Origin of the sequence: Holdemania sp. Marseille-P2844 (assembly GCF_900120005.1) — a bacterium.
Taxonomy (GTDB): Bacteria; Bacillota_I; Bacilli_A; order Erysipelotrichales; family Erysipelotrichaceae; genus Holdemania.
The window spans coordinates 561,592-577,311 of sequence record NZ_LT635454.1 but is presented as its reverse complement, the minus strand read 5'-3'; the positions used below and the strand labels follow the sequence as shown (position 1 = coordinate 577,311).

Genomic DNA, 15,720 nt, shown 5'->3' with positions numbered 1-15,720 from the left:
ATTTTGACAGGTTAGCCCCTTCTAATCTTGAAATCATTTTCAGTTTTCCATAAACCGGATTGATGACTGACATGCGTTTTCATTTTAATGATGGTTATTCCAAGCTTGAAAAGCAAAAGAAAAGCCGAGCGTATGCTCGACCTTTCCGTTAACTTTGTGATAATTACGCCTGTGTTTGTTCTTCGTCATCCTCATCTTCATGCCATTTTCTGCCTAAGTACAGCGTTACGGCATTGATCAGGAAGAAGACGACCATCAACAGCGTCCACTTATCTACCAAGACCATCGGCAGCCGCATGTTTTCGGTCAGAACGAAGACGATGACTGAGATGACAGCCGTTAAGCCCGAGATCCACTTGTAGATTCTCTTGCGCTTCAGCTGTTCCGGATCTTCTTCTTCATTCATCGCTGCGGTCTGATTCTGATCATCCTCGTCGTCATCCTCTTTCGAGTGCTTCGCGAAAATCAGGAACAGCGCCGCTAACAAGCCAAGCAAGCTGGCGATCAGGTTGATCAGAGCCCAAGAACCCTTGTGGCTGACCTGCGGCTGTTCCGGTTCTTCGATCTCTTCAACTTCCGGCGTCGGTGTTGGCGTTACTTCTCCGCCGCCTTCCGGTGTTGTCGGTTCAACAATGACTTCTTCTTCCGGTTCAGGATTATTTGGACCTGGTCCCGGAGGTACAACTGGTGCTGGCGGAACGACTGGCGCTAAGCAAGCCTGGGCTTCTTCGTTCCATTCCGTTCCTGCCGGACAGCCTGGGTTAACAGGATCCGGATCGACTGGATTTGCTGTAAAGGTAATCGTGAAAGTAATGTCCTCTGTCAGATCCAGTGCAGTCGTCGGAGCCATTGGACTCCAAGTACCACCCCGATATCCGTTATTCGGACTTGCCTTCGCAATTTGATCGTCGCTCAGATGAGCGATGCCATCAACCGCATATTCGCCTTTCTCGTTGACCTTATTCAAGGTAAACGGACCCTGGTTAGCAGTGATCGTACCATTCACCGCATTGTAGTATACGTGAATCTGATACTTATCCGGAATCTCGTCATGATTTTTATCTGCGCTGTAATAAACGTTGACAATCATTCCGTCTTCCGTGATTTCCTTGCTTTCCGCATAGGTATAAACGTAATCTTCGATGTTGATCTTATGATCCGCACCATTGATCGTTTCCCCATGCTTCGCTGTGACTTCCTTCGCTGTCCCGATTTCTTCCTTTGTATCTTCATCAACGTACTTCACTGTCGCTTGGTATTCATTAATGACGAATGTCGCTACGAATTCCGTATCTTTATTCAATGCGATTTCTGTTGTCGGTTCTTCTGGTGCCCAACTTGCCAGATGATAACCTGAATAAGGTTCAACTGTTGCGATCTGATTTTCAGCCAGATAAGCGACTCCATCCATTGCATATTCATGATTGGCATTGTATTTCGTCAATACAAATGGCCCCTGATTAGCAACAACTTTGCCGTTTACAGCGTCATACGTAACCGTGATTTGATATTTATCTGCGATTCCATCTCCTTCTTCAGGATCTTTCTCACCGATATTATCTGCATCATAGTAGAACGTGATTGTCAGATTTTCAGCTGGCATGGTTCCCGTAATATTGCCTTCTTCATCTGCCTGCAATGTCGATTCATCAACACTGTCAACTTCGATATTCGACAGAACGAAATTGCCATTTGCATTTTCTGGACCTCTTGGAGATTCAGAAATAGCAGACAGGTAATCACGTTTCTCGTCAGCTGCCGTCGTTGTCAGTTCTTCAACAACATTGTTATCAGCATCACGGTAGACATGGGAAACTTTGTAGTTATAGGAGTTGACAGCAAAGTTTGCAGTGTACGTTGCCGCTACATTCAATCCATCAACTTTTTCTGGTGTAAAGTGAGCGTCTGTGCTGACTTCTGTGCCTTCCGCATTCGTCCAATTCACGAAATGGTATCCTGCGCTTGCTGTTGCTGTCGAGCCCTGAGCTTCGCCCGTTGCCGGTGCTAAGCTTTCACTTGAACGATCCACGCTTCCACCTGTTGTTGCTGCGTAGTTGATCGTTACGTTCGCATCTTCCGCAAAGTTTGCAGTGTACGTTGCCGCTACATTCAATCCATCAACTTTTTCTGGTGTAAAGTGAGCGTCTGTGCTGACTTCTGTGCCTTCCGCATTCGTCCAATTCACGAAATGGTATCCTGCGCTTGCTGTTGCTGTCGAGCCCTGAGCTTCGCCCGTTGCCGGTGCTAAGCTTTCACTTGAACGATCCACGCTTCCACCTGTTGTTGCTGCGTAGTTGATCGTTACGTTCGCATCTTCCGCAAAGTTTGCAGTGTACGTTGCCGCTACATTCAATCCATCAACTTTTTCTGGTGTAAAGTGAGCGTCTGTGCTGACTTCTGTGCCTTCCGCATTCGTCCAATTCACGAAATGGTATCCTGCGCTTGCTGTTGCCGTCGAGCCCTGAGCTTCGCCCGTTGCCGGTGCTAAGCTTTCACTTGAACGATCCACACTTCCACCTGTTGTTGCTGCGTAGTTGATCGTTATTTTTGCAGCTTCTGCATAAACGATATTAATGACATTATTTGCGGCAATATTAGTTATCTTTTCCGGTCCTGTTACAGTTCCTGGAGCAACATATCCTTTAGGTAAATACTTGCCGTTTTCATAAGGAATGGTTGTTCCTATTCTCCCAGTTCCTGTTTCAGATTTGAGTAAATTTGATTCATCTGTCGAATCTTTGTAATAATTCACAGTATAACCAACATTGCGTTTTACATAATTAAATGTTACAACATTTTCTGTTTCGTTATCAGAAACAACTAATGTTTTTCGAGCAGTCTCTCCATCAGCAAGAATATAATCATTAATTGAAGGGGCATCAATTACTACTGCAGCACGATCTGTTTTGTTATCTCCGTTACGAATTAACTCAACTGGTTTTTCAGGATCACTTACATCCATCGCAATGATCGTATATCCTCTTTCTTTTGCCTGAGAGTAATAGAATATAATTTCATTATCTGTCTGTTTTAAAGTTAAGCTTTGACTTGACAATAAAGGAATATAATTTTCAATACTCTTTGCAAAAACAGTAATTGTTTTACCTACTCTTTGATTATCAACTTTTATCGAATCAGCAAGTTCCGTATCAGTACCTTCTAATAAATAACGAATATTATAAGAGGTATAATTCTTAGCCTGCCAATGAGCATAAAGTGTGATGTTATCTTTTATTGGTGTCCCAAAATCATACTTAACCAAAGTGTCAGATTTGATTGACCAACCTAAGAAAGTATATCCATCACGTTCTGGAGTATCAGGAATTTTGACAGGAGTATTATAATTAGCATTTACAGCAAAACCTGTTCCGCCTTCATAATTCACGTCAAATTCAACTTGATAAGTTTTAACTGTCCACCCTGCATACAATACTGTATTATGAGCTGGCATTTTATCTTTATCAAAATTAACTTTTTCTTGAGCTCCTGGATCATAATACCAGCCTGTGAACTCATAGCCTTCTTTAACTGGTTGTTTTACCGGAACTTTAAGGATACTTTCAAATTTTTTAGTTTCTGGTGATGGAATATCAGATCCGCCATTTGCATTATAACTTAGAGTATAGTTATTTCTTGTATAATACAATGTTTTATATCGCGTATCCATTCTTTCATAAGAGAAACCTTCTATTTGAATAATATCTCCCTCATTTATAGTCCAACCATCAGGTAATACCCCTTCCATATAAGTGGAATAGCCGCTACCAGATAAGTTCTGTGTTAGGTATTTAATCTTCGTTGTATTAACTTTATTACCATAACGCGATAAGTTTTCAGCGGGCATGGTTTTCATTGCACCTACACTCGTTTTACAACTTGATGATGTATACCACATGTATTCTTTATGATCTACATCATTCCAAACTGAAGAAACATCCGCACCATATTTTGCCGTTATAGTTAATTTGGGTTGAATTTTCCAATTAGAATACCAAGATTCTTTTACATAAAAGGTAACTGTAAAAATTTTTCTGTTTAATCTAACATTTAAAACAGTACTGCCATCTAGCGCAACTGTTTTACCAGATTCCATGTCAGGCTTTTCAAATCCAGCTTCATCTAATCCAATATCTGAAAGTTTAGTACTATCAAATGTAGGATAGTTCTTAATTTCACTGCCTACAATTGCATCATGAATGGTCTGACTATATAAGAAATCATATTCATTAGATTCTGCTTTTTCTACCCAGAAAATAACTTGATAATCAGCTTTCTGATTTGCTTTTAATGTCCAATGAGCAGTTAAAGTTATATTTTCCGTCAAACTAACAGATCCTTCAACTTTAGAATCTCCATTATACCATCCAGCAAAATCGTAGCCTGCTTTCGTCGGTACTTTCGTTGATAAATCAACTACTGTTTCGAAAGGTGCTTCCACAGCGCTGATATAGTTACCTCCATCAGAGTCAAATCGCACTGTATAATTGATTCGTGTATACTCAATTTCAACAACTGTGTTCGCCGAAATTAGAGTGTTTTCGATTACACCAGCTTCAAAGCCATTGACTTGCCGGGCAACTGCCTGAGTTTCTGTTCCAAATTTGCCATACAAAGTTTCTGACTCCGTAATAAATGAACCATCAAGTTGTATGAATTTATGATTAACAGTATACGCAGTCTCAGTAGGATGATACGTAACGGTAATCGTCAGATCTTCCGACGGCATTATTCCACTTACAAGGCTTTGACTTGCCTCATATCCTTGAATTTCTTTAGAAGTAACTTTGTATTCATTTCCAGCAATTACATCTGCATAATACGTTGCTTGCGCTGCCGTGTTCGCAATTTCTGGAGCTGCATCTTCCCCATAAACATAGTATATAGTGAGAAGATATACATCATCACCTTCAATATTTTGAATAATGGCGTTACTTGTTGGAGGAATAAATTCCGTTGGTCCTTCCGTTACCTTCGGTGTTTCCGTAACCACTGGAGTTTCCGTGGTCTTTGGCTCCTCACTCGCCTCTGGTGTTGGATCAGGAGTAATCGTCGGTGTTGGTTCCACCGTCGGATCCGGCTGTTGGTTTTCTTTAGATTTATCAATCTGAGAAGTTGTTGTGTGAGCCGTGATGTTAAGAGAATGTTCCCCCGATTGAACGTCTGTGGATTCGCTAAATTCCACGCCGTCCAAAATCATTGAATCAATTTCAAAACCATCGTTGGCCCTTACGGTCAGAGTACCCGATGCGACTGATTTTTGCGCTGTTGCTGTCTGACCATTGACAGTAACGCTTACAGCTAAGCTCGCTTCGCTATCATTCACATCGGTCTCGTTGTTGTGTGATTCAATGCTGATTACAGAATCGACGTCAAAGCTTTCCGCTACAACCCGAATCGGCATGTCCACAAAGCAGGACATCGTCATCGCGAAGACGGTCAACATCTTTAATACTCTGTCAAACCTGTTTTTAATCTTCATTCTCGTTCCTCCCTTCTATTTTGATCATTCTTCCATTAACGCCGACCTTCTGATTTCCCGCAATCCATTCGATTTCAGTTTCGTCGTTAATGACCGTAATGATAGCGTCTTTGTGGATACCTGGTTCAAATTCTGTCGGCTCTGCTTTTTTCAGGACGATCGCAGTGCCTCGTTTTATTTTCAAACCGGCTTCATCCTTGTCGTATTTGATCTTGGAATGCTTGGGATTCTTATAACCCCAGGTGACTGTATAACTGCCGTCTCCATTGGAATCCACTTGATTGACAAACAAACTCAGATTCTGATTTTTTGTTTTCCAGGCTGCGGCAATCACAACGATGCCGGCGCCAAGGAAAGCAAAGAGGAGCGCAGAGTCCTGATTTCTGCGGGCAGCCCGCGGTGTTTCTTCATCGTCAATTTGTTCAGTTTCCGGCTCCGGTGTCGCAGAATCCGCTAAAATTTGTATCGGACTCATTACCAACATCGCTGCCATTAACCCAAGAACTAACTTTTTCCGCATACGCTACACCTCCAAGACATTTTCATTCTATCAGCAGGCGGTTATAAAATGGTTAGATATCTGGTTTTGCAGGGAGAAAGATTGAAAAAATAAAATAAATTAATTTCTCCTTTAGTGGATAATCAGTTATTCACGCTTGCGAAATTTTACAGTCCACGATATAACTAACTTATTATAAGAGAACAGAAACGGGGGATAACCTATGACTATCAGAATCGGAATTGACCTTGGTGGTTCCACAACAAAACTGATCGCTGTTCACCCCGGCAGTCAAATTGTGGCCGAAACGCAGCTGACCGCATTGCGCAGTCCGGTAAAACTGGATGCTGCGCTCAGTCATTTTCTGGCGTCACACTGCGGCAATCAGACGGTATCCGGAATTGCTTTAACAGGAGTCGGCAGCTCATTTATCGAAGATCGGCCAGGCTGGCTGAAAATCGACGAAATGCAGGCAGTGGGCCGGGGTGCGCAGGCTTTGGCAAAGCAGCGGGACATTCTGGCCGTCAGTATGGGCACAGGGACAGCGCTGGTTCGGGCTGATCATGAAAAGATCAGCCACATCGGCGGAACCGGCGTCGGCGGAGGAACCCTGGCGGGATTGGCGCTGCGGTTAAACGGAACTGCCGTGCTGGCCGATTTTATTGAGCTGGCCGGGTCCGGTAATTTGAAAAATGTCGATCTGAAGGTGGGCGATCTGACCCGCGATGAAACACAGTCGCTGACCGCCGATCTGACGGCCGCCAATTTGGGAAAGCTGAACTCCATCGGCAGTCCCGCAGATCAGGCAGCGGGCGTGATCAATATGATTCTGGAGACCATCGGCGTCATGGATTCTGGCTTTGCGCCGGGACACCACTCAGACGATCGTGCTGACCGGTGCTCTGACGGCTTTGCCGCAGGCCAAACCGCTTTATGAAAGAATGAGCCAGATTTACAATGTGAACTTTCTGATTCCCACACATGCCGTCTATGCCGCGGCGTTGGGCGCAGTGCTAGCAATTCCTTAACACTTCAGATTGAAAATTGTTACAGATGAAAAAGGAGAATTTTCGTTTTTTCGTCTTTCTTTTTTCAGAAAGCGCCGCCCAAACTGAATGACCCATGATAAAATGAATCTACTTGCTGAAAGGAGAAACAAAGTATGGACTTTAAAAAACTCATCGACGAAATCCCGGCCTACGATCATTTTCTGACCGTGGATGAAATGGATGCCAGCACCCTGAAGCTGGCCGAAGAATATCCGGATCTGGTCACGGTCACAAAGGAGGGGACTTCCCGCGGCGGCCATCCGATCTATTGTCTGAAGATCGGCGACGGCCCGAAGAACGCCTTTATGTTCGGTTGTCCGCATCCGAACGAACCAATGGGCGCGATGATGCTGGAATATTTCTCACGCCGCTTATGCGAGGATGAAGCGCTGCGCAGTGAACTGGGGTATACCTGGTATCTGATCAAAAGCATCGACGTCGACGGCACAAAGCTGAATGAAGGATGGTTCAAGGGACCGTTTACGATTACCAATTACGCCCGGAATTTCTTCCGTCCGGTCGGTTCGGAACAGGCAGAATGGACATTCCCGTTCACTTACAAAAATTACAGCTGGACGACGCCGATCCCGGAAACTCAGGTGCTGATGAACATCATCGACCGTGTCAAACCGGAATTCATGTACTCGCTGCACAATGCCGGCTTCGGCGGCGCATATTGGTATGTATCCGGCGATGAGCCAAGCTTATGGGACGGCTTCTACAAGGCGGCGGAAAAGCAGAATGTACCGCTGAATCTGGGCGAACCGGAAATGGTTTACGTCACCCAATACGCCCCGGCCTGCTACAAAATGACCGGCTCCAAGGATTCCTACGACTATTATGAGAAAAGCATGGAACATCCGGAAGCGATGATGAGCTGCGGCACCAGCTCCGACGATTATGCTTCGCAATACGGCACTTACACGCTGGTCGCCGAGCTGCCGTATTTCTTCTCCCGCAAAATTGTATCCGATACGATCATGCCGTTCACCCGGGCGGAAGCGGCGATCCAGGGCGAACAGGTCAAACATGATCAGATCGAACAGATCGGCAAGATCCTAAAACCGGTTAAACCATGGTTGACCGAGGATAATCCGTTCCCGAAGATCGTTTTGCTTTCCGTCGATAAAAACGACGCGTCCACGCAGGCGCAGATTGATTATTATAAAAAGACGGAAGCTTACCAGCAGCCGTGCAAGGAATCGGAAGCCTTCGACTGTCTGGACATCACCCGTTTCTACACACTGTTAAGCTGGGGGCTGAGCGTCCGCGCAATCAATTACGCAATCGAGCACACCGACATTGATCCGCACCTGGCCAAGACCGCGCTGGATCAGGCACAGGCCGGCTTTGACACTCTGGCGGCGGCACTTGAAAACGACATCGACTATTCTGTCGTTCCGATCCGCAGCCTGATCGGCGTGCAGCTGGAAAGTGGTATGCTCGTTGCCGATCTCCTTCGTTCTAAATAAAGGAAAAAAGGAAAATCGTGTTTCAGATTTTCCTTTTTTATATTTTTCTTTTTTATCCACCGCTGTTTATGCGGCGGCAGTCCCGATCAAACGTCATTGCGCCTAAGGCTGCCTGAACTCGCATCGCCGCCACACTCATTCCATTCTCACTCTTCATTGCGGGATAGAATTTCGATCCTTAGTTTTGATCAAACCTCGGGCTGGTCAGGACAGAAGTAAAAAAGACGAAGAAATTGAAGTTCGTCTTTTTGCGCCAATAACCATCATACCCGTGTTTAAAAGGGGTGATTTGAAACTTCCAGCTGATGATTCCCGTTGGTTGTTATTCGCTTTTCAATGTGATCGGACGACGGTTTTCGTAAGCGTTTTTAATCGCCTGGATGAAGTCGCCATGACCGTCTTTTAAGGAAATCGTCGCGCCGGTGCGGACGTCTTCCAGCATCTTCTTTTCCTCATCGCTCAATGCGCTGAATTTTGCCTTGTCCTCGTCGCTCTTGGCTTCCGCCTGCAATGGCCGGCCGTTGGCGTCGGTATACTTGGCAAACCAGTCTTCCACTTCCGCGACCGTCTTGCCGACAAACAACTTCTCAAACACATCGGCTTCGCTGGCCCAGGTGCCGCTGTTGAGCTTATAGCTCTCGCCGCGTTCGCGCTTGGTCTTCCAGGTATCAAACTCAGCCAAGAACTGTTCCTCACTGTCGGCTGTCTTGCCTTCGACCTTGCCGTCGTGATTTTCATCATTGTTGTATCCGCCCTGACCCGGGAATCCGGAGAACTGCGGCATATCCGCACCGTCGTAATTCGGCGTCGCGACTTCCAGTTCATCCAGCTTCAACGATACGATCCGGCCTTCCGCATCAAACAACGCGCTGGCCACCAGCGTATTAAAGCTGTAAACCTGAACCTCCTGATCATCCTTGCCCGGTCCGACACGGCCGTTGGAAGCGACGCCCAGCCCTTCCGCCGCGGCTTCCCTGACGTCTAACGGCTGGCGCAGTTCATACGCTTTTTTCAATGCCGTAATAAAATCGCCGTGCGCATCTTTTAAAGAGATCGTCGCGCCGGTGCGGACGTCTTCCAGCATCTTCTTTTCCTCATCGCTCAACGCGCTGAATTTTGCCTTGTCCTCATCGCTCTTGGCTTCCGCCTGCAATGGCCGGCCGTTGGCATCGGTGTACTTGGCAAACCAGTCTTCCACTTCCGCGACCGTCTTACCGACAAACAGCTGTTCAAAAACATCCATCTCACTCGCCCAGGTACCGCTGTTGAGCTTATAGCTCTCGCCGCGTTCGCGCTTGGTCTTCCAGGTATCAAACTCAGCCAAGAACTGTTCCTCGCTGTCAGCTGTCTTACCTTCGACCTTGCCATCGTGATTTTCATCATAGTTATAGCCACCCTGACCCGGGAAACCGGAGAACTGCGGCATATCCGCACCGTCATAATTCGGCGTTGCAACTTCCAGCTCGTCGATATTCAGATCCAGAATCTTGCCGTCCTTATCAAATAAAGCGTTCAGCACCACTTCGTTGAAGCTGTAAACGGAGACTTCCTGATCATCCTTGCCCGGACCTAACCGGCCGTTGGATACGATCGCAAGTCCCTGATTCAGATCGGATGCCACGACTTCCTTCGGCTGTTCTTCTTTTTCCGCCTTTGCCACATACGGATAGGCCTGCGGATCCAGCGCGTTGTTGACTGCGTCTTTAATTCCCTGACTGGAGAACGTCGCTCCGCTGACATTATCGACGTCGGTGGAGTTCGCCTTGACGATCGCCTGCGGCAGCTGTTCGATCGCCTGGGAGCCGATTCCCTGCGTCTCCTGATCGCCCACCGCCTTGACGTCTGTGATCTTGCCATCTTTGCGCGTTACAGTGACGGTGATCAAACCACCGAACCCGTTGCCTTTGCCTTCCAACGTTTCGGTTTTGGCTTCCGGAGTGCTGCACGCCGCTGCGGATATCAACAGTACGGCTGCGGCCAGAAGCCGAGTCCATTTTTTCATAATTTTTCCTCCCTGTGATGTTTTTAGCATAGCATGTCGAAGCGGGGCGGGACAGCCGTTTGCTTCACACAGTATGGATTAACATAGAACTATTATGGATAAACACTAGATGAGGAAGGGTTAGATATAGGGAATAGAAGAAAGCGTTTACTTTTTTCTTTGCGGGGACCGGGGATTTTGTAATCCAGTCTCTTTGACTTCCTTAAAAAAGCTAAATTGTGCTCGTAATCGAACAAATTTCAAATAACGTAAGAATAAATTGGCTTTTTTTCTAACAAAGGTCTATGATTAAATTATCTTGATCCCTTCGATTTTTATACAATATCTCATCTTCTGTTTTTCTGCCGTCCGGATGTCGATGGCTGTCGTTTTCCTGCATCGCCTCGCGAACCGGGCCGTTTCTGTGTTTTATAATAAGGGGGAGTTTCATTGAAAGCGTCAAAAAGCAAAGTACAGCACCGCCAGCTTGTTCTCGTTCTGTTTTTCCTCGGCGTGAATCTGATCGCCGGCAGTTTAATCGCCGTTCAGGAATCACGCCACGTTCAGCAAGTCTTAACGCATCATGGGGAGCAGGCTCAGGAAAAACTCGGCAGCGTCATGGCAGATTACACTCATTCATTCCAGTTGTTTGCGCAGCTGCTTCAGCAAACCGTAAGCGATCATCCGGATCCTGATTTCATCTGGGACCATCTGAAAACGTTGGACCGGCCGCTGGCGGCGATTGAGGGCGACACCTTCGACGGTGTTTACATGGTGTATCAGGACCGCTATCTTTACAGCTGGGATACGCCGTATTCGCAATATGAGAGCACCGGTTACCGGCCGCAGGACAGGCCCTGGTATCAGAATGCCGTCAAGGGTCAGGGCGCGATCGTCTTCACGCCACCCTACATGAGCTATGCCAACCATTATATTCTTTCGACGATCTCGCAGCTGCAGCCGGATCAGAAAACGGTCTTCGCCTACGATATCAAAATGGGCAATATCCAGCGGTTAGTCAGCGAGCTAGGCAGCTATGCGCACGAACAGCTGTTGGTCTACGACGCCAATGGCACGATTATCGGGAGTACGGAAGAAACATATCTGGGCAGCACACTGAGTCCAAACGCCGCTCTTGCCCCCGCTGCCCTGCAGCAGGCGCAGGCTGCGGTCAAAACGTTGGAAGAAGGCACTGAAGCGTGGCAGAAAGCCAAAGAACAAGCCGACGCCGCCGAAGCCTTCGCCCACTTCCGCCAACAAGGGGACGCCGGTTTCCAAAAGCTGCTCGCCCGGCCGCAGCAGGCCATGTTGATCAAGCTGGGTTCCCAACAGGTTTATGGTTATCTGAGTCCCGGGAAAGATTATCAGATCCTGATTCTGGTCCCGCTGGGCGCGATGCTCGCCGCAACCGCGCAGGTCTGGCTGCTTCCGTTCTTATTGCTGGAACTGGTGCTGGTTTACGGATTGAGCCGCATCCGCAAGGAATGGAACACCCGCGAGCTGCAGCAGGCCTACGTCGAGCTGGGCCAGACGCAGAAACGTCTGGAAATCGCCTTGAAAGCCGCGCAGAAAGCGGCGGCCATCGACGACTTGACCGGCATGATGAATTTTAAATCGTTCCGGCAGAACGTGACAGATCAGATTCAGAGCATGCAGGAAACCGACAGCGGTATTCTGATCCTGTTGGATGGCGATCACTTCAAGACGATCAATGACAATTACGGGCATCAGATGGGCGACGAGGTAATCAAGCTGGCCGCGCAGATGATCATCGGCCGTATTCGAACCGTGGACTCTGCGTCGCGTCTGCATGGCGATGAATTTGCAATCTTTATCGCGAATACGCAGGATTACACCGTTGCCGAAAAGATCGTCGGCGATATCAACGCGACGTTGATAGCAGAATCCGCCCGCCGGCACATGCCGAACATCACCTTATCCGCCGGTGCGGTGATCGCACGCCGGGGAAGCAATTACGCTCAGCTGGCGAAAACCGCGGACGCCGCCTTGTACCAAGCCAAAACAACTCACGACGGCGGCTTTGCGCACGCTTAAGACTCAGAATTTGATGTGAGACGGATGGTGCAAGTTTCCAACCAGTTTATCTGCCGCAAGCAGACAGCGAGCCGCCTGATGGTCAGGCGAATGCCTTCAAATTTCAAGACCGCCTTATATAAAGCAGATCATAAAAAACAAGTATTTTAATGAGAAGAAGGCATATCGTCTGTTTTTCATAAGAATTTAAAAAATCTCACTCGCTAAAAAACAATGCAAAAAGCGCTGAACGGCTGGAATGAACCTTGCCGCTCAGCGTTTTACTTTCCTTTCTCACCGCCAGCCTCACATGGCTGACAAAATCCTCCGCCTGTCCTTTTACGTAAAAAGAAAATTGTGAAAATTCTGAGCATCAGATCAAAAGCAGGTAGCCCGCCTCTGCCGGCTGGATCTTTTCATCGCTTAAGGTATCCCCGATTACGTTGAGATCGTTATCCAGCACCATCAGACGCCGGCCTTCCGGAACGCTCAGCGTACCATCAAAGCGATGATCCAGACGGAACGTCTGCGGCTGATCGGCAAAGCCCTGCCCTTCATAGACCGGCAGCGTGTCTGCCCGCTGATAGCGGTAGGACGCGACATCGCAGAATTCCGCCTCTTTCTGCGTGAAGAAATACGGATCGATCAGATCCCGGCTGCCGTTGCATGGGGTGCGCAGGAAACCCCGGCCATGATTTTCGTCCGCCGGTATAAAGCTGCCGTCAAAGCCGCCGCTGTACACATCACTGCCCTGCCGTCCGCTGAATGAAGCGACGAGGACGCCGTCGAAGTCCGGCAGCGCCTGCAGACGAAAACCGGTCATGATCTCCCCGATGACTAAATCCTCCGGCGTCGGATTGACAACGACATACGGATGATCCAGCCGTTGTTTCCATGTTTCGCTTAACGGGCTGAAGGCTTTCGCCTTCATTGCGACCGGATAGGTCTGACCGTTCATCCCGCTCATCAGATACAGGTCGCCCTGCGCTTCGGCAAAGAAATAATTCACCTTTTCACTGGCGATCCAGCGGCTTCCGTCATAGCGTAAGTAGGTTTCCCACGGATAGGCCTGAGCTTTTAACGGCGTGTCCTGAAAGTGAGCGATGGCGCCCCGCATCGCGACCTTGGCAATCGCGCTGGGCATCAGATACGTTCCGCTGAAGGCGTCGGAAATTGCCTGCGGAATTGCCTGTGCCCGGCGGTAAATCGAAATTCCCCGTTTTTCCAGCAGCCACTGCGCTAAAATATGCAGCGCGGCCTGCGTGACGTCGATCTTGCAGTCATGCGTTTCGCTGATTGCCAGCACGGCGTTGTACTTCGGGATGACGATCAGCTGGGAGGTAAACTGAAAGCTGTTGCCGCCCTTGCGCAGCACGCCTTCGCCCAGGTCAAAATCCGGATCGCTGAAACACACCGTATCCCAGCCTAAGCCATAAGATGGGCTTTTCTGATCCTGCGGCAGAAAGGAAACGCCCTGTTTCTTTGCCATTTCCTGCTTGGACGTTTCCGTCAGAATAGGATTTTCAGAGAGGAACAGCTGACCGAACTTGCACAAATCGATCATCGACGTCGTCAATCCGCCCGCGCCTTCGACTAACAACAGCTCGGCCGGTTTCTTCTTTTCATGGACCAACGGATATTCCGGATTGCGGTCTTCAATCGTGCGGGTTGATTCGGCGCCGATTAAAGCGGTGATGTTCTCACGCAGAAAATCGCAGTAGCGCTGATTGCTGACGCGTGCCACGACAATTTCCGCCAACGTGAAGCCGTCATTGCAGTAAACCGAATATTCGCCCGGCTGCGCTTTCAGATGACTGACCGCCAGATAGTCGAGCACTTCTTTATAATAATCCCGCTCTGTCTGCGCGGTGACGGAAAAGCCCTTCCACTGCGTTCCCGGCAGACCGCTGGCATGGTTTAACAAATGCCGCACCGTGATTTTCTTATAATCGTCATCGAGCATTTTAAAATCCGGCACATACTGAACGACCGGCGTATCCAGATCCACCAGACCCCGCTGGACTAATACCATCACCGCCGCCGTGCAGTAAATCTTCGATACCGAAGCCACGTTGTAAGTGCAGCGCGTGTCCGCCTTCACGTTTTCCGGCTGATCCTGCCAACCCAGGGCGTCCGCAGCGACCAGTTCGCCATTGACCTGCAAAGCATACGAAACCGACGTATAGTCCTTCGCCAGCGTCATGCTTAAAAAATCCGAGGTTCTTTTACTCCATTCGCAATCCATATCTTTTCACTCCTTATTTTTTTCCATTATACCGCAAACAAAAAAGAAAAGACAGGACGGACGGCATCATCAGCCGCCGGGGTTGTCCTGCCGGTTATTTCTGCAATGAAAAAGTCAGCGTTCCTGCCTTGTCGAGCATTCTTTATTTCTTCGCTCAGCCCAGCGCGACGTCGAGAATCATCATGATCAGAAAGCCAAGCATGAAGCCGAGCGTGCCAATATGAGTATGCTCGCTCAGGTGGGCTTCAGGAACCAGTTCCTCGACGACGACAAAGATCATCGCCCCAGCCGCAAACGAAAGCAGCCACGGCATCAATCCGGCGATCTGCGAAGCTGCCAGCACTGTCAAAATCCCGAAGATCGGTTCGACAATCCCCGACAAGCTCCCGTACAGAAATGCTTTAAAACGGCTGAAGCCTTCCTGCCGCAGCGGCAGCGAAATCGCCGCGCCCTCGGGAAAATTCTGAATCCCGATGCCGATCGCCAGCGCCATCGCCGCCGACATCATCGCCGGATCCTGATGCTGGGCCGCCATCGCGAACGCCAGACCGACGGCCATGCCTTCGGGGATGTTGTGCAGCGTCACCGCGGAAACCAGCAACGTCGTCTTCTTCCAGCTGCTGCTCAGCCCTTCCGGCTGTTTCTCTTCCAGATGCAGATGCGGAAGCAGATGATCCAGAGCATACAGGAACACGCCGCCTGCGACAAAGCCGATCGCCGCCGGAACCCAGCCGATCAAGCCCATCGCCTCCGCCTCGCTGATCGCCGGGATTAAAAGCGACCACACCGAAGCCGCGACCATCACGCCCGCCGCGAAGCCAAGAAATCCCTTCTGGATATTCCCGCCTACCTGATTTTTGAAAAAGAAGACGACCGCCGCGCCGGCCGAAGTCAGAAGAAACGTAAATCCGGTGCCCAGGGCCGCATAAGCTATTGCATTCATCTTCACTCCTCCTTGAGT

8 protein-coding genes are annotated in these 15,720 nt (G+C 48.6%); 3 read left to right on the top strand and 5 right to left on the bottom strand.

The window, feature by feature from the left end:
• Window positions 1-163 precede the first annotated feature (163 nt).
• Both BQ7364_RS17350 and BQ7364_RS17345 read right to left on the bottom strand, forming a co-directional pair.
• Entirely contained in the window at window positions 164-5,479 is a 5,316-nt protein-coding gene (locus BQ7364_RS17350; RefSeq protein ID WP_072686069.1) for an InlB B-repeat-containing protein, read from the bottom strand.
• A complete protein-coding gene (locus tag BQ7364_RS17345; RefSeq protein ID WP_072686067.1) occupies window positions 5,469-5,999 on the bottom strand; it encodes a hypothetical protein in 531 nt (176 codons plus the stop codon). The genes BQ7364_RS17350 and BQ7364_RS17345 overlap by 11 nt, the downstream gene beginning before the upstream one ends.
• Before the next feature lie 202 nt (window positions 6,000-6,201).
• Between BQ7364_RS17345 and BQ7364_RS17340 the strand changes: the two genes are divergently transcribed.
• Together BQ7364_RS17340 and BQ7364_RS17335 are read left to right on the top strand one after the other, a co-directional pair.
• Window positions 6,202-6,915 (top strand): acetate and sugar kinases/Hsc70/actin family protein, encoded by a 714-nt coding sequence (locus BQ7364_RS17340; protein ID WP_083538689.1) that lies wholly within the window; start codon window positions 6,202-6,204, stop codon window positions 6,913-6,915.
• Window positions 6,916-7,140: 225 nt separating this feature from the next.
• Window positions 7,141-8,499 (top strand): M14 family zinc carboxypeptidase, encoded by a 1,359-nt coding sequence (locus BQ7364_RS17335; RefSeq protein ID WP_072686065.1) that lies wholly within the window; start codon window positions 7,141-7,143, stop codon window positions 8,497-8,499.
• Window positions 8,500-8,821: 322 nt separating this feature from the next.
• Here the strand turns inward: BQ7364_RS17335 and BQ7364_RS17330 are convergent, their stop codons facing one another.
• The gene (locus tag BQ7364_RS17330; RefSeq protein ID WP_072686063.1) at window positions 8,822-10,501 is read right to left on the bottom strand and encodes an FMN-binding protein; all 1,680 of its coding nucleotides are present in this window, start codon (window positions 10,499-10,501) and stop codon (window positions 8,822-8,824) included.
• Window positions 10,502-10,930: 429 nt separating this feature from the next.
• On the opposite strand from BQ7364_RS17330, the gene BQ7364_RS17325 reads away from it, so the two are divergent.
• Entirely contained in the window at window positions 10,931-12,535 is a 1,605-nt protein-coding gene (locus BQ7364_RS17325) for a sensor domain-containing diguanylate cyclase (protein WP_072686061.1), read from the top strand.
• Window positions 12,536-12,887: 352 nt separating this feature from the next.
• On the opposite strand, the gene BQ7364_RS17320 is transcribed toward BQ7364_RS17325, so the two are convergent.
• Together BQ7364_RS17320 and BQ7364_RS17315 are read right to left on the bottom strand one after the other, a co-directional pair.
• Entirely contained in the window at window positions 12,888-14,759 is a 1,872-nt protein-coding gene (locus BQ7364_RS17320) for a serine hydrolase domain-containing protein (protein ID WP_072686059.1), read from the bottom strand.
• A 154-nt stretch (window positions 14,760-14,913) separates the two neighbouring features.
• The gene (locus BQ7364_RS17315) at window positions 14,914-15,702 is read right to left on the bottom strand and encodes a ZIP family metal transporter (RefSeq protein WP_072686057.1); all 789 of its coding nucleotides are present in this window, start codon (window positions 15,700-15,702) and stop codon (window positions 14,914-14,916) included.
• Window positions 15,703-15,720: the final 18 nt, after the last annotated feature.

What these genes read in the sequence shown, in the direction of transcription:
- BQ7364_RS17350 (WP_072686069.1), bottom strand. Translation starts at nt 5,479, where the DNA reads ATGAAGATTAAAAACAGGTTTGACAGAGTATTAAAGATGTTGACCGTC.
- BQ7364_RS17345 (WP_072686067.1), bottom strand. Translation starts at nt 5,999, where the DNA reads ATGCGGAAAAAGTTAGTTCTTGGGTTAATGGCAGCGATGTTGGTAATG.
- BQ7364_RS17340 (WP_083538689.1), top strand. Translation starts at nt 6,202, where the DNA reads ATGACTATCAGAATCGGAATTGACCTTGGTGGTTCCACAACAAAACTG.
- BQ7364_RS17335 (WP_072686065.1), top strand. Translation starts at nt 7,141, where the DNA reads ATGGACTTTAAAAAACTCATCGACGAAATCCCGGCCTACGATCATTTT.
- BQ7364_RS17330 (WP_072686063.1), bottom strand. Translation starts at nt 10,501, where the DNA reads ATGAAAAAATGGACTCGGCTTCTGGCCGCAGCCGTACTGTTGATATCC.
- BQ7364_RS17320 (WP_072686059.1), bottom strand. Translation starts at nt 14,759, where the DNA reads ATGGATTGCGAATGGAGTAAAAGAACCTCGGATTTTTTAAGCATGACG.
- BQ7364_RS17315 (WP_072686057.1), bottom strand. Translation starts at nt 15,702, where the DNA reads ATGAATGCAATAGCTTATGCGGCCCTGGGCACCGGATTTACGTTTCTT.